17 protein-coding genes are annotated in these 22,044 nt (G+C 63.5%); 9 read left to right on the forward strand and 8 right to left on the reverse strand.

The window, feature by feature from the left end; all coding sequences use genetic code 11:
* The first annotated feature begins 96 nt into the window (after positions 1–96).
* Complete coding sequence (locus tag AC6IY7_RS07070; RefSeq protein ID WP_497782357.1) at positions 97–375, forward strand: TonB-dependent receptor plug domain-containing protein; 279 nt, start codon at positions 97–99, stop codon at positions 373–375.
* A gap of 111 nt (positions 376–486) precedes the next feature.
* Positions 487–774, forward strand: coding sequence for a hypothetical protein (locus AC6IY7_RS07075; protein ID WP_497782358.1), 288 nt, complete (start codon positions 487–489; stop codon positions 772–774).
* A 94-nt stretch (positions 775–868) separates the two neighbouring features.
* Here the strand turns inward: AC6IY7_RS07075 and mutS are convergent, their stop codons facing one another.
* From mutS to AC6IY7_RS07090, 3 genes are all read right to left on the reverse strand, one after another.
* Positions 869–3,508: a DNA mismatch repair protein MutS gene (gene mutS, locus AC6IY7_RS07080; protein ID WP_497782799.1), complete on the reverse strand. Its 2,640-nt coding sequence runs from the start codon at positions 3,506–3,508 to the stop codon at positions 869–871.
* Between the two features lie 724 nt (positions 3,509–4,232).
* A complete protein-coding gene (locus AC6IY7_RS07085) occupies positions 4,233–5,069 on the reverse strand; it encodes a GNAT family N-acetyltransferase (protein ID WP_497782800.1) in 837 nt (278 codons plus the stop codon).
* Between the two features lie 56 nt (positions 5,070–5,125).
* Positions 5,126–6,046 (reverse strand): glucosamine inositolphosphorylceramide transferase family protein, encoded by a 921-nt coding sequence (locus AC6IY7_RS07090; RefSeq protein ID WP_497782359.1) that lies wholly within the window; start codon positions 6,044–6,046, stop codon positions 5,126–5,128.
* 213 nt (positions 6,047–6,259) lie between these two features.
* Between AC6IY7_RS07090 and AC6IY7_RS07095 the strand changes: the two genes are divergently transcribed.
* Positions 6,260–8,539, forward strand: coding sequence for an NADP-dependent malic enzyme (locus AC6IY7_RS07095; RefSeq protein WP_497782360.1), 2,280 nt, complete (start codon positions 6,260–6,262; stop codon positions 8,537–8,539).
* Positions 8,540–8,650: 111 nt separating this feature from the next.
* The gene (locus tag AC6IY7_RS07100) at positions 8,651–9,955 is read left to right on the forward strand and encodes a UDP-glucose dehydrogenase family protein (RefSeq protein WP_497782361.1); all 1,305 of its coding nucleotides are present in this window, start codon (positions 8,651–8,653) and stop codon (positions 9,953–9,955) included.
* A gap of 118 nt (positions 9,956–10,073) precedes the next feature.
* Here AC6IY7_RS07100 and AC6IY7_RS07105 read toward each other — a convergent pair whose 3' ends face one another.
* Genes AC6IY7_RS07105 through AC6IY7_RS07115 form a run of 3 tightly spaced genes read right to left on the reverse strand, consistent with a single transcriptional unit; the run spans position 10,074 to position 11,903 of the window.
* On the reverse strand, positions 10,074–10,307 hold the full coding sequence (locus AC6IY7_RS07105; RefSeq protein WP_497782362.1) for a hypothetical protein: 234 nt from the start codon (positions 10,305–10,307) through the stop codon (positions 10,074–10,076).
* Positions 10,308–10,340: 33 nt separating this feature from the next.
* On the reverse strand, positions 10,341–10,490 hold the full coding sequence (locus AC6IY7_RS07110; RefSeq protein ID WP_497782363.1) for a hypothetical protein: 150 nt from the start codon (positions 10,488–10,490) through the stop codon (positions 10,341–10,343).
* A gap of 18 nt (positions 10,491–10,508) precedes the next feature.
* Positions 10,509–11,903: a putative sulfate exporter family transporter gene (locus AC6IY7_RS07115; protein WP_497782364.1), complete on the reverse strand. Its 1,395-nt coding sequence runs from the start codon at positions 11,901–11,903 to the stop codon at positions 10,509–10,511.
* Between the two features lie 319 nt (positions 11,904–12,222).
* On the opposite strand from AC6IY7_RS07115, the gene AC6IY7_RS07120 reads away from it, so the two are divergent.
* Together AC6IY7_RS07120 and AC6IY7_RS07125 are read left to right on the forward strand one after the other, a co-directional pair.
* A complete protein-coding gene (locus AC6IY7_RS07120) occupies positions 12,223–13,848 on the forward strand; it encodes an inorganic phosphate transporter (protein ID WP_497782365.1) in 1,626 nt (541 codons plus the stop codon).
* A gap of 158 nt (positions 13,849–14,006) precedes the next feature.
* On the forward strand, positions 14,007–14,798 hold the full coding sequence (locus tag AC6IY7_RS07125; protein ID WP_497782366.1) for an NAD kinase: 792 nt from the start codon (positions 14,007–14,009) through the stop codon (positions 14,796–14,798).
* 68 nt (positions 14,799–14,866) lie between these two features.
* Here AC6IY7_RS07125 and AC6IY7_RS07130 read toward each other — a convergent pair whose 3' ends face one another.
* The gene (locus tag AC6IY7_RS07130) at positions 14,867–16,063 is read right to left on the reverse strand and encodes a DUF2336 domain-containing protein (protein ID WP_497782367.1); all 1,197 of its coding nucleotides are present in this window, start codon (positions 16,061–16,063) and stop codon (positions 14,867–14,869) included.
* Positions 16,064–16,276: 213 nt separating this feature from the next.
* On the opposite strand from AC6IY7_RS07130, the gene AC6IY7_RS07135 reads away from it, so the two are divergent.
* The 3 genes from AC6IY7_RS07135 to AC6IY7_RS07145 all read left to right on the forward strand — a co-directional run bounded on the left by AC6IY7_RS07135 (position 16,277) and on the right by AC6IY7_RS07145 (position 20,719).
* Complete coding sequence (locus tag AC6IY7_RS07135; protein ID WP_497782368.1) at positions 16,277–16,972, forward strand: aldolase/citrate lyase family protein; 696 nt, start codon at positions 16,277–16,279, stop codon at positions 16,970–16,972.
* 145 nt (positions 16,973–17,117) lie between these two features.
* Entirely contained in the window at positions 17,118–19,613 is a 2,496-nt protein-coding gene (locus tag AC6IY7_RS07140) for a YfhO family protein (protein ID WP_497782369.1), read from the forward strand.
* 173 nt (positions 19,614–19,786) lie between these two features.
* A complete protein-coding gene (locus tag AC6IY7_RS07145) occupies positions 19,787–20,719 on the forward strand; it encodes an RgsD C-terminal domain-containing protein (protein WP_497782370.1) in 933 nt (310 codons plus the stop codon).
* Between the two features lie 71 nt (positions 20,720–20,790).
* On the opposite strand, the gene AC6IY7_RS07150 is transcribed toward AC6IY7_RS07145, so the two are convergent.
* A complete protein-coding gene (locus tag AC6IY7_RS07150; RefSeq protein ID WP_497782371.1) occupies positions 20,791–21,798 on the reverse strand; it encodes a TorF family putative porin in 1,008 nt (335 codons plus the stop codon).
* Positions 21,799–22,044: the final 246 nt, after the last annotated feature.

The raw sequence follows: 22,044 nt of genomic DNA on the forward strand, positions 1-22,044 counted from the left end.
GCAAAGCGATCCTCCGTGCGGCAGAGCTCTTCGGAGAGTCCGGCGTTCATGATAGAAATGCGCGAGCGTCTCGAACGACCGCGAGGAGAAATCATCATGCGCCTTGTTCGAATTCTGGCCGGCGTCGCTTTGGCGCTGATCTCGACGACCGCGCTCGCCGCCTCGTCTCAAAAGGCGAAACGCGCCCCCGCCCCACCCGCGGAAGACGGCTATTACGTCCCCTATGTCACCACCCCCGGCGGCGAGAAACGCCATGTGATGGACGTCCCCGGCAACGTGACCATCGTGTCGCGCAAATTCATGGACGACATTCAGGCGACCACGGTGGGCGAGGCGCTGCGCTTTGCGCCCGGCGTGCAGGTGATCGGCCGCTGACGGCGCGAGGCCACGAATAGGTAAAATTGCGTAGACCTTCCGCTACGGACGTTAAATCCCGTCGTCTAAGACGTTTCTCGTCTCGAAAAACCGACAGACGGGAGCATGGTCTTGTCACTGGCCCTTTCCAGCCTCTCTTACAACGTCCCCGCAGTATCGAGCGTCGAGCGGCGGCCGACGTCTCCCGAGGTCGCCGCGAGCAATACGCAGAACACGCAGGCCGCCCCCCGCGCCGCGGATGTCGACGCTTCGGAAACCGACACGGGAACGGGGCAGGACCCTTACGCCCAGATCGACGCGCTGCTCGCCAGCCTGCGCGATCTCACGCTCGGCGGCGCGAAGCTCGACAGCGCCTCGACCACGTCGCAGGCGAACGCCGCCTACGCCGCCTATGCGTGAGACTAGAGCGACTCCGGCGGAAGCGGGCGCCGATTCGGCGTTGGAAACGCATGTCTCCCTTCAGCTTCGATGAAGCAGACCACGAGACGCGCGCTCAGCGCCCGCCGGCCTTCGCCTTCAGCTCATAGAGCGCGGCGAGCGCCTCTCGCGGCGTGAGCGCGTCGGGATCGATCGCCGCCAACGCCTCACGCAATTCGTCCTTCGGCGGCGCGCAGGTCGTGATATGAGCCGCGACATGCGCGAAGAGCGGCAGATCGTCGATGAGCCTGGTCACCGGCACGCGCCGATCCGCGGCCTCCAGCTCCGCGAGAATCGCATGCGCCCGCGCCACCACGCTCGCCGGAAGCCCCGCGAGCTCGGCGACATGCACGCCATAGGAGCGATCGGCCGCGCCCTTCGCCACCTCGTGCAGAAACACCACCTCGCCGGCGTGGTCCTTCACCTTCATGGTGAGATTGACGAGCCGTCCCATGCGCTTCGTCAATTGCGTCAGCTCGTGGAAATGCGTCGCGAACAGCGCGCGCGCGCGATTGACCTCGTGCAGATGCTCGATCGTCGCCCAGGCGATGGAGAGCCCGTCGAATGTCGCCGTGCCGCGCCCGATCTCGTCGAGAATGACCAGCGAGCGCGGGCCGGCGCAATTCAATATGGCCGCCGTCTCCACCATCTCCACCATGAAGGTGGAGCGCCCGCGCGCCAGATCATCCGCCGCGCCGACGCGCGAGAACAAGCGATCGACGGCGCCGAGCCGCGCGCTCCTCGCCGGAACGAAAGAGCCCGCCTGAGCGAGAATGGCGATGAGCGCATTCTGCCGCAGATAGGTGGATTTGCCGGCCATGTTCGGCCCGGTGACGACGGCGATCTTGCCCGCGCGCGCGTCGCCGAGATCGCAATCATTGGCCGCGAAGAGTTTTCCCTGCGCTTCCAGCGACGCCTCGACGACGGGATGACGCCCGCCGACGATCTCGAAATCGAGCGAGGAATCGACATGCGGGCGCGTCCAATCGCGCTTTGCCGCCAGCGCGCCGAGCGCCGCGAAGACATCGAGCGCGGCGAATGCTTGCGCCAATCTTTGCAGCTCTTGCGCGCGCGCGAGAACCGCGCCCGCCAATTCCTCGAACAGCGCCAGCTCGCGCTCCTGCGCGCGATCGGCGGCGGAGGCGATCTTCGCCTCCAGCTCCGCCAGATCGCGCGTCGAGAAGCGCATGGCGTCCTGCATTGTCTGGCGATGGGTGAACACAGTGTCGAAAGGCGGACGCAGCAGCTTCTCGCCCTGCGCCTGCGGAACCTCGATGAAGAAGCCGAGAAAATTATTGTGCTTGATCTTGAGCTGCTTGGTCTCGGCCAGCTCGACATAGCGCTGCTGCAGTGAGGCGATGACGCGGCGGCTCTCGTCGCGCAGCGCGCGCGCCTCGTCCAGCTCGGCGTCGAAGCCTGGCGCGATGAAATTTCCGGCGCGCTTGTCGAGCGGCGGATCGGCCGCGAGCCGCGCTGCTATGGCGTGCTCCAATTCGCCGTCGCAGACGGCGAGCTCGGCGATCTCCTGCGCGACCAGCGCCGCCGCCTCGCGTGTGGAAAAGAGAGCGACGATCTCCCGCGCCGCGACGAGCGCCGCGCGAATATTGCCGAGATCGCGTGGGCCCCCGCGCTGGAGCGACAGACGCGAGAGCGCCCGCGCCACATCCGGCGCGCGGGCGAGAATGGCGCGCAGCCGCGCGCGCAGCTCCGGCTCCGTGACGAAGAAGGAGACGGCGTCGAGCCGCTGCGCGATCAGCGCCGGCTCTGTCGCAGGCGCGGCGATGCGCTCGGCGAGCAGGCGCGCGCCGGCGGGCGTCGCGGTCATGTCGATCGTCGCCAGCAGCGAGCCGTCGCGCTCGCCCTTCAGCGTGCGCGTCAACTCGAGGTTCACGCGCGTCGCCGCGTCTATCTCCAGCGTCGCGCTGCGGCGCAGGCTCGAGGGCCGCCGCAGCGCCGGACGTTTTCCCTTTTGCGTGCGCTCGACATAGAGGATGGCCGCGGCCGCCGCCGCGATCTCCGCCTCGCCGAGCGCGCCGAATCCCTCGAGCGTCGCGACGGCGAAGAAATCCTTGAGCCGCCGCGCCGCGCTCTCGCCGCCGCCGGCGTCGCGGCCGAACGGCGTCAGTGGCGCGTCGAGATGGGCGAGCTGCGAGGTGAGCCCCGCATCGGCGCAGAGCGCCTCGACTGCGACGATCTCGCGCGGCTCGAGCCGCGCCAATTCGCCCACGAGTTCCGCCTCGCCGACCTCGGCGACATCGAAGGCGCCGGTCGAGATATCGACGCAGGCGAGGCCGTAGCGCCAGCCTCCGTCGCCCGCGCGCAGCCGCGCCAGCGCGACGAAAGCATTGGGACGGCCGGGATCGAGAAGCTGCTCCTCGGTGATAGTGCCGGGCGTGACGAGACGCACGACGTCGCGTTTGACGACGGATTTATTGCCGCGCTTGCGCGCTTCGGCGGGGTTCTCCATCTGCTCGCAGACGGCGACTCGATGGCCGAGCGAGATGAGCTTTTGCAGATAATCATCGGCGCGCTCCACCGGCACGCCGCACATGGGAATGTCTTCGCCGAGGTGCTTGCCGCGCTTCGTCAGCATGATGCCGAGCGCGCGCGAGGCGGTCTCGGCGTCCTCGAAGAACAGCTCGTAGAAATCGCCCATGCGATAGAAGAGCAGGCAATCGGGATTGGCCGATTTGATCTCTATATATTGCGCCATCATCGGCGTGGGGCGGGCGGGCGGCGGCTGCAAAGTCTCGTCCTCGGCGCTGTTCGCGTCTTCGCGCTCACATAGACATAAAGGCCGAGAAGCTCAAAGCGCCATGGGCATGGGTCTTCGTCGAAAGACGGCCAGCAGCTCCTCGCGCGCCTCGCCGACGACGAGTTTCACCGCGCACAGCCTTCGTCGACGCCGCGGAACCTCCGCGGCATGATCCCAAAGTCGAATCTGCCGCCGTCGAGCCGGCCCCGCCTCGGTCTCCAGGACGCCTCGCAAACCAGTCTAATTGTTCTTCCAGCATTGGGAATCAGAGGGTCCCAATAGATCGCGTTCATCATAGTGTCCGCTTCTCTCTATTGACGTGCGAGGCGCAAAATGGCGCGCTTTTCGGTGAAGAGAAAGTGGAAACCAGGGGCCGGACTCATAACCAATAGCCGACGATGACGACGATGCAAATGGTGGCGAGGACGTTCGCGGCGTTGCGATCGTATCTGGTCGCGACGCGGTGGACATCCTTCCGGCGGAGGAACATTCGCGCGACGCCGTTCCGGTTGCGATCGAAAAATGGCGAGAAGCGGTTTTCCATAAGCGGTTGGGTCCTGACCCGAGAGTCTTTCCCTGTTTCTTTTTGACGCGTTTCCGGCGCCGAACCGGCGTCCGCTTCGGCTGGAAACGCTATAGAGTAAATTCTGATCGCTCGAACGATTCCGTGCGAGCAGAAAGCGCTCTAATAGGTATCGCACATACCCCCGAAAAAATTCAGCCGGTAATCGGCGGGATCTAAAGAAGCAGTGAGTGATTTTATAATTACTGGAGAAAATCCGGAATGTCGCAATCTAAAAAATGGAAAGCACTCGTTTTCCTCGTTGACAGACATATACACGAATTTTACACCTGATGATTTTGCAGATAACTCTATTAGACTTTGAATATCTTCTGGATTTCTAAGATCGATACCGCCAATATCTAAGAACTTAAATTTTATTCCACGAATGTTCGTAGTTCGTTTTTTTCCCCAGGCTAAAGATTCTTTGAATGAATAGGTCTCTATGACATCAATATCATTTGCCTGCCGCTTCCATGAGATATTTTTGGCGGAGCTCGGTCGCAAAACGCCTTTTGAATTATTTTTAATTTTACTTGCCCTCTCGATATCAAAATTGAAGCGCCCCGACATAGGCAGGCATAATATCTTGAATTTATACATATTAATTGACGTGAATCCGAGTTTTTTTACAAAAATAGGGTATGAAACATTATTAGGATATCCAAATATAAAAGAGGCGCCATGATCCGAGAGATACATGTCACTAAAATTCATAAGCTTCGGCCAGAAGCCTTTCCCTCGGTGCGCTCCGCTCGTAGCGCTGAATGCGGATTGATATCCAAGCACGATCGTGTCATTAAAATAGAACTCCATGCCGATAAAAATATTTATGCTTACTAACTCATCTCTATGAAACGCACCAACAATTTTTGTGCCCCCTGACTCGTAATTAATGGCGCGTTTTATAGTATCAAAATCACGCTTCCCACCAAGCTCCTCTGAGATTAATACAGATATACGCTCTTGTAAGCACAATTCGTCTTCGATAAAAATTTCTCGAAATGAAATATCGTTCATGAATTTGCTCCGAACAGCTTAAAATAAGCGAGTGTCATAGTATTTATAAATTTATCCGGCCTCATTCCATCTATGGCAACGATGTATTTGTCATTGATAGGCGCTAAGCTTATATGATGGTATCCAAGCGCCATCCATTCAGGCTTATTTTTAAACAATCCATCAACGACAAGCTCCTCTGAAAATTCTTTTTTATCTATTTTTTCTATGTTGAGAACATGTATACATTCACCATATGCGTTTTTACAGTTTTGAGCGAAGCGATACAAATTTCCGTCGATCGACAATGGACGCCCGGCGTTTCTCGAAATACTCTTGTCATTCGTGACGACGACTCCGGTATCTACAAAGCATTCATTGAGGTCGCCTGCATGAAATAGTCTTAAAGAACCAGCCCTGTCGGTGCCGAGAAGGTAAATACCATCATTATTTATTATGACAGAAGCGTCAACGATTTCTTCGTCGATTAATATTTGCTTTCGTTCCCATTTGTCTGGAAATTTGTTGCAACCATATAGCCATACCTTGCCGCTGGCCGCCGTTTCGGGAATCATCCAAATTCGACCGCCATGATCGAACACCTGAGGATACGACATATGAAAATCTTCTTTTATAATCGAACCATAATCTGCGACATGGCCCTCAGAATCAATTGATTTCGCATGTATTTCTCCAATATCGAAATCAGTTTTTACTTCATAAAAAAGATATACCTTGCCTTCATGATCGAATAGAAACGGGTCTGCGACAGTCGATTGATATTTTCTCGACACTCTGACGCCTCGCTCGCCAACGAATGCGAACGGCTCGAGTTTATCTAATCCAAAAATGTCTCTTTTATTGTCGATAATATACAAAGCGATGGTCCACAATGCACGCTTCTTGAATAAACGTTCCAGAAATCCAGAAGCGATCATGCGAAAACCCTTTTCGTATATATATACAATCAATTAAACAATATGCCATCTCATTCTGGCAAAATCCAGTGCGGGGCATCCCACACGCCTCACGGCCAGCCACTGGGATCGATTGCGAGGTCGCGTTCATCCGAAATCCGACGCGAAGCCGCCGCAATTCGAACCGAAACATTGTCAGGATCCCCGACAACTCGGAGGAGGAAGAACAAGGACATGGCCGACATGCCTCAAAAACGCGAACGTCCTGTCTTCACCGACAAGGAGGCTCTGCTCTACCACTCACGCGGTCGCCCCGGCAAAATTGCCGTCGTGCCCACCAAACCCATGGCGACGCAGCGCGATCTGTCGCTCGCCTATTCGCCCGGCGTCGCCGCCCCCGTGCTGGCGATCGCCGCCGACCCCTCGCTGGCCTATGACTACACAGTCAAAGGCAATCTCGTCGCCGTCATCACCAATGGCACGGCCGTCCTCGGCCTCGGCAATCTCGGCGCCCTCGCCGCCAAGCCGGTGATGGAAGGCAAGGCGACGCTGTTCAAGCGCTTCGCCGATATCGACTCCATCGACCTCGAGATCGACACGCAGGAGGTCGAGGCCTTCATCGCCGCCGTGCGCTATCTCGGCCCCTCCTTCGGCGGCATAAATCTCGAGGATATCAAAGCGCCGGAATGTTTCATCATCGAGGAGCGCCTGCGCGAATTGATGGACATTCCCGTCTTCCACGATGATCAGCACGGCACGGCGATCATCTCCACCGCGGGCCTGCTCAACGCGCTGCATCTCACCGGCCGCGACATCAAGGACACGCGGCTCGTCTGCAATGGCGCGGGAGCCGCGGGCATCGCCTGTCTCGATCTCGCCAAGGCCATGGGCTTCGCGGCGCAGAATGTCACGCTCTGCGACACCAAGGGCGTCGTCTATCGCGGCCGCGTCGAAGGCATGAATCAGTGGAAGAGCGCGCATGCGGTCGACACCAGCGCGCGCACCCTCGCCGAGGCGCTGGACGGCGCCGACATTTTCTTCGGCCTCTCCGTGAAAGGCGCGCTGACGCCCGATATGCTGAAGACGATGGCGCCCGATCCGATCATTTTCGCAATGGCGAATCCAGACCCCGAGATCACGCCGGAGGAAGCGCTCGCCGCGCGGCCGGACGCCATCGTCGCCACGGGGCGCTCGGACTATCCGAACCAGATCAACAATGTCCTCGGCTTCCCTTACATCTTCCGCGGCGCGCTCGACGTGCGCGCCAAGACCATCAATATGGAAATGAAGATCGCCGCAGCGCAAGCCCTCGCCGAGCTCGCGCGCGAGGATGTGCCGGATGAGGTCGCCAACGCCTATCAGGGCGCACGACCGCGTTTCGGCCGCGACTATCTCATCCCCGCGCCCTTCGATCCGCGGCTCATTTCCATCGTGCCGCCGGCGGTGGCGCGGGCGGCGATGGATTCCGGCGTCGCGCGGCATCCCATCGTCGATATGAACGCCTATCGCGCCGAGCTCTCGGCGCGGCGCGATCCGATCGCCGGCCTCATGCATACGATCTATGATCGCGTGCGGCGCGATCCCAAGCGCGTCGTCTTCGCCGAGGGCGAGGAGGAGCAGGTCATTCGCGCCGCGCTCTCCTTTGTCGCGCAGGGGCTGGGGCGGCCGATCCTCGTCGGCCGCGAGGAGCGCGTGGCGGAAACGGCGCGCAACGCCGGATTGGAGCTCGGCGATCAGATCGAGGTGCATAACGCCAAGCTCTCCTCGCGCAATGGCGTCTATGCGCAATTTCTGTTCGAGCGCCTGCAGCGCAAGGGCTTTCTGTTCCGCGACTGTCAGCGCCTCATCAACACCGACCGCAATCATTTCGCCGCGGCCATGGTGGCGCAGGGCGACGCCGACGCGATGGTGACCGGCGTCACCCGCAATTTCTCCAATGCGCTGGAGGATGTGCGCCATGTCGTCGATCAGAAGCCCGGGCACAGGCTCATCGGCGCCTCGCTGGTGCTGGCGCATGGGCGCATCGTCGTCGTCGCCGACACCGCGATCACCGAAATGCCCGAGGCCGCCGATCTCGCCGACATAGCGATCGAGGCGGCGGGCGTCGCGCGGCGCATCGGCCTCGAGCCGCGCGTCGCCATGCTGGCCTTCTCGACCTTCGGCTATCCGCCGGGCGAGCGCACGGCCCGCGTCCATGACGCGGTGCGCGTGCTCGATTCGCGGCGCGTCGATTTCGAATATGAGGGCGAGATGGCGGCCGACGTGGCGCTCAGCCGACATGCCATGGCGGCCTACCCGTTCTCGCGCCTCAGCGACACCGCCAATGTGCTGATCATGCCGGCCTTTCACTCGGCGTCCATCTCCACCAAAATGCTGCAGGAGCTGGGCGGGGCGACGGTGCTGGGTCCATTGATCGTCGGGCTCGACAAGCCGATCCAAATCGTTCAATTGGGCGCGACCGACGCCGATATCGTCAATATGGCCGCTTTGGCCGCCTTCGGGGTCGGGGGTTAGAACCGGCCGACCCGCGGGCGACACCGACGCCCGGAACTGCGATTTTGTCATGGCGACGAAATAAATTCGTTGCATTGACAATCCTTTGGACCGAACGAGAGACCAGAGACGATGAACATTACGATGATTGGATCGGGCTATGTCGGCCTCGTATCCGGCGCCTGCTTCGCCGATTTCGGCCATGTCGTGACCTGCGTCGACAGCGACGCTTCCAAGATCGAGCGGCTGCTGCGCGGCGAAATCCCCATCTACGAGCCCGGCCTCGACGAGCTCGTGGCCACCAATGTGCGACAAAATCGCCTGTTCTTCACCACCGATCTCGGCCCCGCCGTGCGCGGCGCCGACGCCGTCTTCATCGCGGTGGGCACGCCCTCGCGCCGCGGCGACGGCCATGCGGACCTCTCCTATGTCTACGCCGCCGCCGAGACGATCGGCCGGGCGCTGGACCGCTTCACCGTCATCGTCAACAAGTCCACCGTTCCGGTCGGCACGGGCGACGAGGTCGAGCGCCTCATCCGCGAGGCCAACCCGAAAGCGGATTTCGCCGTCGTCTCCAATCCGGAGTTTCTGCGCGAAGGCGCGGCGATCGAGGATTTCAAGCGTCCCGACCGCGTCGTCATCGGCATAGAGGACGAGCGCGCGCGCGAGGTGATGGCGGAAATCTATCGGCCGCTCAGCCTCAACGAGCCGCCGCTGGTCTTCGTCGGCCGCCGCACCTCCGAGCTCACCAAATATGCGGCCAACGCTTTTCTCGCCACCAAGATCACCTTCATCAACGAGATCGCCGATCTCTGCGAGAAGGTCGGCGCCGATGTTCAGGACGTCGCGCGCGGCATCGGCCTCGACAAGCGCATCGGCGGCAAATTTTTGCACGCGGGGCCGGGCTATGGCGGCTCCTGCTTCCCCAAGGACACGCTCGCTCTGCTGAAGACCGGCCAAGATTACAGCGCGCCGCTGCGCATCGTCGAGACGGTCGTCGCGGTGAATGATTCGCGCAAGCGCGCCATGGCCCGCAAGGTGATCGCGGCGCTGGGCGGCTCGGTGCGCGGCAAGAAGATCGGCCTGCTCGGCCTCGCCTTCAAGCCCAACACCGATGACATGCGCGACGCGCCTTCGCTCGCCATCGTGGCCTCGCTCGCCGGCGACGGCGCCAAGGTCTACGCCTATGATCCCGAGAGCATGAGCCAGGCGAAGCCGCTGATGCCGGAAGTGACCTTCTGCGACGACCCCTATGCGACGGCGGAAGGCGCCGACGCTCTGGTCATCGTCACCGAATGGGACGCGTTCCGCGCGCTCGACTTCGACCGCGTCAAATCGCTGCTGAAGACGCCGGTGATCGTCGATCTGCGCAACATTTATCGCGCCGCCGACATTCGCAAACGCGGCTTCACCTATCTGAGCGTCGGCCGCGAATAGTCGCCGCGCTCCTCGCGACGAAAACCCTCGCGACGAAAACCCTTGTCGTTCCCGGTCGGGCCGAAGGCCCGACCGGGACTCCAAAACGCGGCTGCGATTTCACTCCGCAAAGCGCGGATCACGCGCGACCGCGCCGCTCGGAAAGGCCGAGAGATGTCAACGCCGAGAGCATCGGCGGCGCTTCGCGGCGCAATTCGAGCGCCGCATTGCGCGCATTTTCGGCCGAATGGAACAGACGTCCTTCCAGCGGGCGGAACGATTGTTTCGCCGCATAGAAGCGATAGCCGTTGGCGTCGCGGGCGATTACGCCGACCGCTTCCTCGCCGAGCTCGATGATATAGGCGTCTGACATTTTCGGCCTCCTCTTCTCAGGCGTGGAATCCGCTCAGAGCGGAACGAAGTGATTGAGCGCGGCGAGGGCGACGAGCGCCGCGACGCCGATTCCGAGACTCCAGCCGATCAGTTTCTTTTCGATCGGCAGCAGCGGTTCGTTGAAGCGCTGCGCGGCTTCGTCCTCGATCGTCGGTTCGGTCATGATAGCTCCTCCTCTCGATCAGCCGGCCAGCGGCGGTTTCACGCCCGCGAAGAAAATCCAGGAAATGAGCAGTCCCACCCAGATCACGAAACCGAACAGGCTCACGAGATAGACCGCGGCCAAGCGCGCGACGCCGTCATCCCACAGCTTGCGGAAGTTCGAGAGCACGCCGATCGAGAAGAAGGTAAGGATGAAGAAGATGACGCGGAAGGTGTTGGCCTCGGCGAGCGCCGGCGTCAGTCGCTGCGTGAGCCCGCCGCCGAGCGCCAAGGCGAGAACGATAGCGAAAGTGACAATGAATCCGAGGATGAATTTCGGAAAGCGCTCCCAGATCTCGGAGAGCTTGGCGCGCTCGCCCTTCTCGCGATCGATGTGATTGGTCCAAATATAGGCGAGCACGAAGGCCCATATGCCGATGAACACGTCGATGAAGACTTTCACCGTCGTCGTCGTCGAGAGAATCCAGCCGGCCTCGTATTTCACGCCCTCGGCCGCGGCCTGGGAGAGCAGCAGCCCTTCGGCTATGCCGCCGGCGGCGATGGCGGCGCCATCGGTCTTCACCGCGAGGCCGAGCCAGGCCGCCGCGACGAGCGGCTCATGCGAGAGGAAAGTCTGCGCGAAGAAGGGAAGGACCAGCACTTCCACCACCGCGAAAATGACCACGAGCGAGGAGACGATGACCGGAATCTGCGGCCGCGCGCGAATGGCGCCGCCGGTCGCGATCGCCGCCGAGACGCCGCAGATCGAGATTCCCGAGGCGAGCGGCGCCGCCCATTCGCGCGAGAAGCCGAAATATTTGCGCGCGACGAAATAAACCACCGCCCAATAGATGAGATAGGCCTCGATGATCGCCGCGACGCCGCGCAGCAGCAGCGACGACGCGAGCGTCAGCTTGCTGGCAGCCGTCGCCGCGACGAAGCCGCCGAGAATGACGATGGCGATCTTGATATAGAGTTCCGGCCTGATCGCCTCCTTCAGCCATTCGGCGAATTTCGGAAACAAATTGGCGATGACGAGGCCGGCGAGCAGAGCGACGACGAAGCCGCCCTCATTGGTGAGCTTCAGCGACCAATCTATGCCGAATTTGGCGTAATCGGCCGGCGTCACCGCCGCGAGATGCGCGTAGGAGCCGATGAACCAGCTCGCATAGGCGATGACGAAGACGATGACGAAGGCGAGCGCGAAACGTTTCACATCGCCGCCCGTCGCCCAGACCGCCGCGCTCAAAGTGGCGAGCAGAGCGAAAAAGGTCGCGACCAGAGCGAACGCGCCATTGAGTTCCGCATAGCTCTTCGACACTGCCGAGAGCGCCTTTGCGGGATCGACCCAGACGGAGGTCGTCGCCGCCCAACCGAGCAGATCGAGACCGGCGACGCCGGCGAGCGCCAAGGCGAAGAAAAGGAGACCGACCACGACGGATGATCCGTCCTCGGTCAGACGAAATGGCCGCTTTTCGGCGGAAGACAATGCAATGTCCGACATTTCCGCACCCATATCGAAATTTCCGCGGGACGCGCCGCGCGCCTCTTTCGGAGCCTATAGGCTCATGGGAATCGTTCGTTATGTCAAATGGAATGTTCTTTTGAAAGAACATCGCCCGGGAGGATGAACTCGCTCCCGGGCGCGGACCGGACGATGAATTTCTGCTCAGGGCCGGCGACAAGCGTGGGCGTCACACGGCTGTCGCCTCCAATTGTTGAATATTCTCGCCTTTCAGTTGCGGGAGAAACGAATGACATCCGTTGCCTCGAGCGTCGAACTGCCGTCGGGCGCCGACGCGCATAGTCCGAAGCCCAAGCTCGATCACCCACTCGACATACGCGCGATTCTCGTCTTCCTCGCGATCGTCGCGCTCGGTCTCGCCTTCACGGCCTGGAGCATCTACAAGGATATTCAGGAGTCCGGCGCGCCGGTCACCAATTATCTCCCCTTCATCCTGCTCGGCGTCGCGCTGCTCATCGCGCTCGGCTTCGAATTCGTGAACGGCTTCCACGACACGGCCAACGCCGTGGCGACGGTGATCTACACCCACTCCATGCCGGCGCCGATCGCCGTCGTGTGGTCGGGCTTCTTCAATTTCCTCGGCGTGCTGTTCTCGACTGGCGCGGTCGCCTTCGGCATCGTCTCGCTGCTGCCCGTGGAGCTCATTCTGCAGGTCGGCTCGCAAGCCGGTTTCGCCATGGTGTTCGCTCTGCTCATCGCGGCGATCATGTGGAACCTCGGCACCTGGTGGCTCGGCCTGCCGGCCTCCTCCTCGCACACGCTGATCGGCTCGATCATCGGCGTCGGCATCGCCAACGCCCTCATGCGCGGTCGTGATGGAACCTCCGGCGTCGATTGGGGCAAGGCCACCGACATCGGCTATGCGCTGCTGGCGTCGCCGGTCGTCGGCTTCGTCTCCGCGGCGCTGCTGCTGCTGGCGCTGAAATTCCTCGTGCGCAAGCCCGAGCTCTATAGCGAGCCCAAGGGCCAGGCGGCTCCCCCGTGGTGGATTCGCAGCCTGCTGGTGCTGACCTGCACCGGCGTCTCCTTCGCGCACGGCTCCAACGATGGCCAGAAGGGCATGGGCCTCATCATGCTGATCCTCATCGGCACGGTGCCCACCTCTTATGCGCTGAACCGCGCGCTGCCGGCGAGCCATCTGGCGAGCTTCTCGACCGCTTCCCATGCGGCCTCGAAGGTCGTCGAAACCAAGGCCGCGGGCTATAATGTCCTCGGCGATCCGCGCCCGGCGGTGACCAATTATGTCGCCCAGCATCAGATCAACGAGGGCACCTATCCCTCGCTCGCCGTGCTGATCCGCGACATCTCCCAGCAGATCGAGGGTTATGGCTCGATCGCGAAAATCCCCTTCGCCGCGGTGGGCAACACGCGTAACGACATTTATCTCGTGTCGGAGGCGCTGCGCTTCCTCGCCAAGGACAAGGCGGCGGAACTGACCGACTCCGACAAGAAAGTGCTGAAGGACTATAAGGAGCAGATCGATCAGGCGACGAAATTCATCCCGCTATGGGTGAAGATCGCCGTCGCCATCGCGCTCGGCCTCGGCACCATGATCGGCTGGAAGCGCATCGTCGTCACCGTCGGCGAGAAGATTGGCAAGCAGCATCTCACCTATGGCCAGGGCGCCTCCGCGGAGCTCGTCGCCATGGGCACGATCGCCGCCGCCGACATGTACGGCCTGCCGGTCTCGACCACGCATGTGCTCTCCTCGGGCGTCGCCGGCACGATGGCGGCGAACGGCGCCGGCGTGCAAATGGCGACGATCCAGAAGCTGCTGATGGCCTGGGTGCTCACGCTTCCCGCCGCCATCACGCTGTCGGCGTCGCTCTACTTCCTGCTGCGCCAGATCATGTGACGAAACGCCGCTCCTCCCGGCCATACGTCGCCGGGAGGAGCGTCGCAGGGAGGAGCGGAAAACCATGAGGCCCGCGCCCGTTTCCTTCCGACTTCGCCGGGTGTATGGAGTTCGGCCCCCGCCGCCGCGAGCGCGGCCCCGCCGAGCCAGGTCGATCCATGTCCGCGTCCGGCGAAACGCCGAATCATCTCAAGAGACTCGCCTTTCTGTCCTCCGGCACGCCGGAGGCCGATGAGGCGCGGACGCGGCTCGTCGCCAAATATGGCGAGGTTCCGCCCGAGGAGGCCGATTGCATCGTCGCGCTCGGCGGCGACGGGCTGATGCTGCGCACGCTGCATCGCTTCATGGGCGCCGGCAAGCCGATCTACGGAATGAACCGCGGCTCCGTCGGCTTTCTGATGAATGAATATCGCGAGAGCGGGCTGCGCAAGCGCATCGCCGAATCCAAGCCCTCGATCATCCATCCGCTGCTGATGCGCGCCGTCAACACGCATGGCGACGAATTCGCCGCCCATGCGATCAATGAAGTCTCGCTGCTGCGTCAGAGCTCGCAGATCGCCAAGCTGCGCATATTGGTGAATGGCAAGGAGCGCCTGCCAGAGCTCATCACCGATGGCGTGCTGGTGGCGACGCCGGCCGGCTCCACCGCCTATAATCTCTCGGCCAACGGCCCTATTCTGCCGCTCGACGCGCCGCTGATGGCGCTGACGCCCATCTCCGCCTTCCGCCCACGGCGCTGGCGCGGCGCGCTGCTGCCGGACGTCGCCAAAGTGCGGCTGGAAGTGCTGGAGGCGGAGAAGCGCCCCGTCTCCGTCGTCGCCGATCACGATGAATTCCGCGACGCGCTACAGGTCGATATCGAGATGGATCACGGGACCGATCTCATGCTGCTGCACGACGCCGGACATTCGCTCGAAGAACGCATATTGCGCGAGCAATTCGGCTATTGAGAGCCTGTGGACTGAGCCTGTGGACATGGAGCGAGCCTCTAAGGCTCGCATCGTAGAGGGCCGCCCCCTCACGCCGCCACGAGCAGTTGCGCTTCCAGCGCCGCCATATCGACGAGCGGCTCGCTGGTGAGCGCCGCGGCCGCCTCGCGCGCGTCCTCGCGCAGCGCCTCGGCCTCGAAGCGGCGCAGCAGCGCCATCAGCCGATCGAGCTCGCCGCCATTGATCCCGTCGCAGGAGGTCAGCACGCGCTGCACCATGGCGAGCGACAGACGCGCGCCGGACGGCGCTCCCGCATAACCAAAGGCCCGCTGCGCCTCCAGCGCGGCGCGATAGGCCGGCAGAAGATTTGCCGGCATCCCCGCCCGCGCATAGAGCGCCGCAAAACCCGCGCCGTCGAAATCGCGCGTGAGCCCCGCGACCTTGTCCTCGTCGAGGCCCGACAATTCGGCCAGCGTCGCCTCGAACAGTGCGCGATTGCCGGAGAGCAGCGCCCGCAGCGCGAGGCTCGGCGTCAGCCGCGCCTTGCGGCGCAAATGGCCGACCAACATGCGCACGCCTCGGCGGCCCTCGGAATCGTCGGCCGAGGCGGCGATGACGATATTGGCCTTGTCGCGCGCCTCCTGCATGATGCGGCGGGTGCGCTCGGGCGACAGCCAATCGCGATCCAGCACGAAGGAGGCGAGGCATTCCGCCGTCGCCTCGACGAGATCGACGCGCACCGCCGCCGGCAGGAAAGGCCGGGCGAGCAGCGCCTCGCGCAATTGCGCATCGTCGCCGAAGCGCTCGATCATGCGGCGCATGGCGAAGGCCGGCAGCTCGGCGCCCGGATTGACGGCGAGCGAGATCAACGCCTCGCAGGCGCCGATCTCGGCGATCGCCGAGGCGAGGCCGGTCGGCACATGGGCGCGCAGCGCTATGGCGCTCTGCGAGAAGACGTCGCCGACCGCCGCGCAATCGATCAGCTCGCTCTCGCTGAGCAGCGGCGAGCGCGACAGCACCATCGCCGCTATGTCCGATTGATCATTGGCCAGCGCCGAGACGATGCAATGCGGCGCATTGGGCGCGCCGGCGAAGACCTTGGCCATCGCGCGGCGCACCAGCGGCGAGGGATCGTCGAGCAGAACCGCGAGCGCCGTCTCCGCCTCGCGCTTCATCGCCGCGTCGAGATCGCTCACCAGATAGGCGCGCGCCAGAGCGCCAGCGCCTTCCACTCTGAGGGCCGTCGGCGCGGTTTGCGCCCATTGCAGAAAATTTCTCACGATCATCGGCGCTCTGGGCTCCGCCCTGGAGTCTTTTCATGTTTCCATGAAAAGACTCTGTGCTTTTGTTTTTTACGCGTTTCCAACGCCGAACCGGCGTCCACTTCGGCTGGAAGCGCTCTAAGTGCTCGACCGGACTTGACGCGATCCTGGGCAGAATCGCGATTTATGGTAAATGCCCGCTTAAGATCACGGCGGCGAATGGCGGATGTGTCGAAGATGCGGTCGTTTCTTCTCCTCGCGCCAGGCGAGGCGGCCTTCGCCGCCGCTCTCGCGAGCGGCGCCGACGCGCTCGTCCTCGATCTCGGCGACCCATCCGCCGCGCTGCTGCGGCTGCCGCGCCCGCCGGGACTGCGCCTCTATGCGCGCGTCGCGCCGCTCGCCAGCGCGGCGATCGACGCCGATCTCGCGGCCGTCGTCGCGGCGGGCGCGGATGGCGTCTTTCTGCCCAAGGCCTGCGGCGGGGCGAGCGTGCAGCATCTCGCCGCCAAGCTCGCCGTGCAGGAGGCCGAATGCGGCCGCCCGGACGGCGCCACGCGCATCATCGCTCTGGCGACGCAGACTCCGGCCGCGATTTTCGCGCTCGGCGACTATGGCGGCGCCTCCGCGCGCCTCGAGGCGCTCGCCTTCGATGTCGAGCCGCTGCGCCGGGCGCTGGGGGCGGAGCCGGAGAGCCTCGCATCGACGAGCCCCGCATCGCCCTTCGCTATGGCGCGCGCGGGCCTGCTGCTGGGCGCCGCCGCGGCGGGCGTCGCGGCCATAGACCTGCCTTTCGCCGATCTCGCCGACGCACCCGGCTTTCTCGCGGAATGTCGGGCCGCAAGGCGCGACGGCTTTGCGGCCAAGCTGGCCCTGGATGGCGCACAAATCCCACCGATAAACCAGACTTTCGCCGCGGCGCGGCCTGCGCTATAAACAGGCGGCGCCCAAACGTTCATCATGAGTTCATGAAGACGAAATCAATTTAGGCGTCCCGCGCATATGGCGAGCGGCCGTCGCGCGGCGCCGCCAGCGGGCGCGCGCCGAAGGGCGGCTCGCGACAGTCGAGACAGGTTCGAACATGTCCATCAGCGACCGCCCGCTCGGCGCATTGGCCGCCGAGGAAACCCCGCTCGCGCTCGTCGAGACGCGACGGGCGCTCGCCGGACCCGACGGCGCCCACGCCCATGTCTGGACGCGCCGCGACGCGCTGGCCGCCTTCGGCGCCATCTCCCTTTTCATGGCGCTCGCGGCGGGCCTCTGGATCGCCAGCGGCGCGGTGGTGCCCTGGGACTCGAAGAACCATTTCTATCCCATGTTCCGCTTCCTCGGCGAGGCGCTGGGCCGGGGCGAGGTGCCGCTCTGGAATCCCTATCATTTCGCCGGCCACCCCTCCGTCGCCGATCCGCAATCGCTGATCTTCACGCCCACATTCTTTCTCTTCGCGCTGCTGCGGCCCGCGGCGACGATGCAGCAATTCGATCTCTTCGTGCTCGCGCATCTGCTGATGGGCGGCGCGGGCGTATTGGGGCTCTGCGCGCGGCGCGGCTTCATCCCATCGGCCTCCGTGCTCGCCGGGCTGATCTTCATGCTGGGCGGGGTCGCCGCCTCGCGCCTTCAGCATACGGGGATGATCATCTCCTACAGCTTCTTCCCGCTCGCGCTGCTGACGCTGGAAATCATGCTGGAGCGCCCGCGCCTTCTCTATGGCGTCGGCTTCGGAATTCTCGCCAGCCTGATGGCGCTGGGACGCGATCAGGTCGCCTATCTCTTCTGCCTCGTGCTCATCGCCCGCGTGCTCTACGCCGCCGCCGTCTCGCGCCGGCCGCTCGACTATCTGCTCGGCCGCTCGCCGGCTCTGCTGGCCGCCGCGGCGACGGGCGGGGCGATTCTCGCCGCGCCGGTGCTGCTCACCCTGCAATTTCTGGCGACCTCCAACCGGCCGGGCATCGCCTTCGGGGTCGCGGCGGCCGGCTCGCTCGCGCCGGTCAATCTCGCCACTCTGCTCGCGCCGGACATATTCGGCTCGCTCGACAAGAGCTATGATTATTGGGGCCCTGGCTATGACACCATGGTCGCGCCGGACTGGACCGATCGCGCCATAGACTATCTCTTCATCGGCGCCGCGCCCGTCGTTCTGGGCTTCTGGCACGGGCTCGCGGGCGGGCGCATCTTCGCCAAGGAGATGCGCTTCGTCCATTACATGCTCGCCGCCGCGCTGATCTACACGCTCGGCCGCTGGACGCCGCTGTTCGCGCCGATCTACGATTTCTTCCCCGGCGTGTCGCTCTATCGCCGGCCGGCCGACGCCGCCTTCGTGCTCAACGCCGGCTTCGCGCTCAGCGCCGCCTATCTTCTGCATCGCTATGTCGCTCACGGCGCGCCGCGGCCCTTTCAGAAAATGCCGCGCGCGCTCGCCCATGGCCTTTCCGCCGCGGCGGTGGGCGTCACGCTCGCGCTCATCATCGGCGGGCTCGGCTTCTCCTTCGCCAATGGCCATGGCAAGGAGGCGCTGGTCGCCGTGGCGGCGGCGCTGGCGACGGCGGGCGCGGTGGCGGCGACGCTCGCCATCGGCGATAGATTCGACAAGCGCGGGATCGTCGCCATCCTCCTCGTCGCCGCGACGGCCGGCGAGCTCTTGTGGCGCAACGCCGCCGATCCGCTGAACGCCGAGCCGGCGACGCGCTATTCCATCCTCGACGAGGCCTCGCCTCAGGAACGCGGCGCCATAGCGGCCCTGCGCAAGGACATTTCCGAGCGCGCCGCCAAGGGCGAACGCCCGCGCGTCGAAATTCTCGGCCTGCCGGGCGGCTGGCAGAACGCCTCCATGATTCTCGGCCTCGAGGACACGCTCGGCTACAATCCCCTGCGCATCGCCGATTATGAGCGGGCCGTGGGGCCGGGCGACAATGCCGTCGATCCCAATCTGCGGCATTATCCCGGCACGTTCCGCGGCTATAGATGCAAGCTCGCGCGCTTGCTCGGCCTCGATTATCTCGTGCTCGGCCGCCCGCTGGCGCGCATGCCGCGGCATATGCCGCGCCCCAATGCTCTGCCGATCTTCGTCTCCGACCAGATCTATGTCTACAAGCTCGGCCGCGCCGCGCCGCGCGCCTATTTCGCCACGCAGATCGCCGGCGTCGATTCCGACGCCGCCATCGCCGAGGACGACATTCCCGATTTCGACGGGACGCGCGCGGCGCTCGTCGATCAGGCGGATTTGCCGCGGCTCGATCCCGCGCTTGCTGATCCCGCACTTGCCGATCCCGCTTTGGCCGATCCCGCGCGAGCCGGCGGAGCGGAGGCCAGAGCGACGATCGTCTCCTATGAGAGCGAGCGCATTCTCGTCGATGTCGAATCGGATCGGGACGGGCTGCTCGTGCTCCACGATCTCTATTATCCGGGCTGGGAAGCGCTCGTGGACGGCGCGCCGGCGCCGATCGTCAAAGCCAATATTCTGTTCCGCGGCGTGCCGACGACGAAGGGGCGCCACCGGGTCGAATTCCTATTTCGGCCGTTTTCCCTCGCCAATCTCGCCTCCGCCGCCTCCACTCTGCTCGACCATCGGGAGGAGTGACAGGGCGGACGGCGGACGTGAGAATAGAGCGTTTCCAGCCGAAGCAGACGCCGGTTCGGCGTCGGAAACGCGTCAAAACAAAAGTCTGGAGTCTTTCCCTGTTTCCATGAAACAGGGAAAGACTCCAGATCCTCGAAATTCGGGCGTTCGCGCCCGCCCCTCTGATGCGGCGCATGAAGTCACAAATCCTCGTCACCTTTGCGATCCTCGTCGCCGGAGCCGGCTGCGCCGCGGCGCAGACCGCCCCGCCCGCCCAGCAGAAGAGCCGCGCGGCCAAGCCCGCCGCCGCCCCCGTGGAAGAGGAAAAGCCGGTCGCCGGCTCCACGTTGCGCCTCTCCGCAGTGCTGACGCCAAATGATGCGGGCGCGATCCGCAGCGGCCTCGTCTGGCGGATTTTCGAGGACGCCGCGCAGCCGGACGGCGCCCGCAAGCTGGTCGCGGAATCGCGCGAGGCGAGCTTCTCCCGGCCATTGCCGGATGGCGTCTATATCGTCCACGCCGCCTTCGGCCTCGCCGGGGCGACGCGGCGCGTCGTCATCGACGGGCTCAATGTCAGCGAGAAGCTGGTGCTGAACGCCGGCGGGCTGAAGCTCGTCGACACGCTCGGCGACGCGCAGCTTCCGGCGCAGCGTCTGGCGATCTCCATCTATGTGCCGGAGCGGGGAAATTCCGAGGCGAAGCTGGTGCTCGCCAACGCCAGATCGGGCGAGATCGTCTGCCTGCCCGAGGGCGCCTATCACGTCGTCTCGACGCTGCTCGACGCGAGCCAGGGATCGCAGGGCGACAACAACACGACCAATTCCGTCGTCACCGCCGATCTGCGCGTGCCGGCCGGCAAAATCATCGAGGCCACTCTGCGGCACCGCGCCGCGACGATGACGCTGAAGCTGGTCAAGGCGCCGGGCGGCGAGGCGCTGGCCAACACCTCCTTCTCCGTGCTGACCCCGGGCGGCGACGTGATCCGCGAATTGATCGGCGCCTTTCCGTCGCTGGTGCTGGCCGAGGGCGAATATGTCGCCATCGCCCGCCGCGAAGGCAAGACCTTCCAGACGACGTTCAAAGTGACCTCGACCCAGGATCGCGACGTCGAAATCCTCACGCAATGACGGACAAAAAACGGACCCGCGTGGCCACGGGTCCGTTTCTCGAAGGATGAAGTCGAAAGAGTTCGACGGCCTTACTTGAAGGTCGCCGAGCTGAAGTCGATGGACAGCGAGGCGACGAAGCGCGCGCCGCACCAGCTCGACGAGCTCTGGCCGGTGATGGTGTTCACCGAGGCCACGAAATTGCCCGCCGGGTCGGAGGTGTTGAGGAAGCAGCCCGCGCGGGTCAGATTGGAGTCGTAGTAGCGCAGGTCGAGCGTCACCACGTTCCAATTATAGGACGCGCCGACGTTCCAAGTGTTGTAGCTGGCGAATTTGAAGCCCTTGGTGCCCAGAATGCCGGTCGCCAGGAAGGCGTAGTCCGGATCGATATAGCTGCCGCCATAGGCCGGGCTCGAATTGCCGATGTAGTAATGGCCGAAGGCGCCCGAGAGCGACAGCCCCGAATAATCGGTGTTGGCGAAGGGGACGACCTTGGCGTTGATCTCGGAATAGAGCGCGTGGGCGCTATAATTGTTCCAGTTCGGATCATAGGCGACCTGGCCGCCGAGCGTCAGATAGTCGTTCACCGCCCAGCTCGGCTTGAAGTAGATCTCGACATAGCTCGGGTCGAAAGCCGTGGTAGGCAGGGCGGTGTAAGAGTTCTTGAAGGTCGTGACCGGGATCGCGCCGCCGATGAACCACTGCTGGTGGTTGCTCGGATAGGCGTAGTAGATCGCGCCGAAGTCCAGCGTCAGCGGACCCCAGACGGGGCGGATGCCGGCGGTGATGTCGATCTCGGCGAGCGGGCTCGTGGGCAGCGTCACATTGGTTGCGGCGAGGCCCGTGTAGAACCAGCCGTAGCGCAGCTCCTCATAGACGCTGCCGGCCGGGCGGTGGGCGCTGTTGGAAATGCCGCGGACAATGTAGTCCGACATGAATTTCGCGCCATAGGCGTAGTCGAAGCCGGCGTCGAGGACGTCGAGATTCGGCTCCGGCCAAGCGATCAGCGGCTTCTCTTCAGGCTTCTTTTCTTCGGCGGCATAGGCGGCGGGCGCGAAGAGCGCGAGCGCGGCGACGCCGGCAAACAGAGCGGATTTCATAGTCTTAGGCTCCCCGATACTGGAATCAACCTCGTCGCAATTGTTGCGACAAAGCCCGTAGGCACTCAAGCGGAACAGGGAAGCAAATGCGTACGTCTCGAGCAGATTCGGGATTTCGACGCGTTTTCTGGTACAGGAGTGGCGAAAATGTCACATTTGCGTACGGAAGCCGACAAATTTTGTCGATTTGACACGAGATAAGCCATGGCGGCGCGGGCCGTGGAGCGACCAAGCCGAAACCAGACA

Source organism: Methylosinus sp. is20ea (assembly GCF_059718135.1).

Excerpts from the sequence above, each read along its gene's own strand:
- AC6IY7_RS07070 (WP_497782357.1), top strand. The coding sequence starts at position 97 with ATGCGCCTTGTTCGAATTCTGGCCGGCGTCGCTTTGGCGCTGATCTCG.
- AC6IY7_RS07095 (WP_497782360.1), top strand. The coding sequence starts at position 6,260 with ATGGCCGACATGCCTCAAAAACGCGAACGTCCTGTCTTCACCGACAAG.
- AC6IY7_RS07145 (WP_497782370.1), top strand. The coding sequence starts at position 19,787 with ATGAAGTCACAAATCCTCGTCACCTTTGCGATCCTCGTCGCCGGAGCC.
- AC6IY7_RS07110 (WP_497782363.1), bottom strand. The coding sequence starts at position 10,490 with ATGACCGAACCGACGATCGAGGACGAAGCCGCGCAGCGCTTCAACGAA.
- AC6IY7_RS07105 (WP_497782362.1), bottom strand. The coding sequence starts at position 10,307 with ATGTCAGACGCCTATATCATCGAGCTCGGCGAGGAAGCGGTCGGCGTA.
- AC6IY7_RS07150 (WP_497782371.1), bottom strand. The coding sequence starts at position 21,798 with ATGAAATCCGCTCTGTTTGCCGGCGTCGCCGCGCTCGCGCTCTTCGCG.
- AC6IY7_RS07120 (WP_497782365.1), top strand. The coding sequence starts at position 12,223 with ATGACATCCGTTGCCTCGAGCGTCGAACTGCCGTCGGGCGCCGACGCG.
- AC6IY7_RS07125 (WP_497782366.1), top strand. The coding sequence starts at position 14,007 with ATGTCCGCGTCCGGCGAAACGCCGAATCATCTCAAGAGACTCGCCTTT.
- mutS (WP_497782799.1), bottom strand. The coding sequence starts at position 3,508 with ATGATGGCGCAATATATAGAGATCAAATCGGCCAATCCCGATTGCCTG.
- AC6IY7_RS07140 (WP_497782369.1), top strand. The coding sequence starts at position 17,118 with ATGTCCATCAGCGACCGCCCGCTCGGCGCATTGGCCGCCGAGGAAACC.
- AC6IY7_RS07135 (WP_497782368.1), top strand. The coding sequence starts at position 16,277 with ATGCGGTCGTTTCTTCTCCTCGCGCCAGGCGAGGCGGCCTTCGCCGCC.
- AC6IY7_RS07130 (WP_497782367.1), bottom strand. The coding sequence starts at position 16,063 with ATGATCGTGAGAAATTTTCTGCAATGGGCGCAAACCGCGCCGACGGCC.
- AC6IY7_RS07090 (WP_497782359.1), bottom strand. The coding sequence starts at position 6,046 with ATGATCGCTTCTGGATTTCTGGAACGTTTATTCAAGAAGCGTGCATTG.
- AC6IY7_RS07100 (WP_497782361.1), top strand. The coding sequence starts at position 8,651 with ATGAACATTACGATGATTGGATCGGGCTATGTCGGCCTCGTATCCGGC.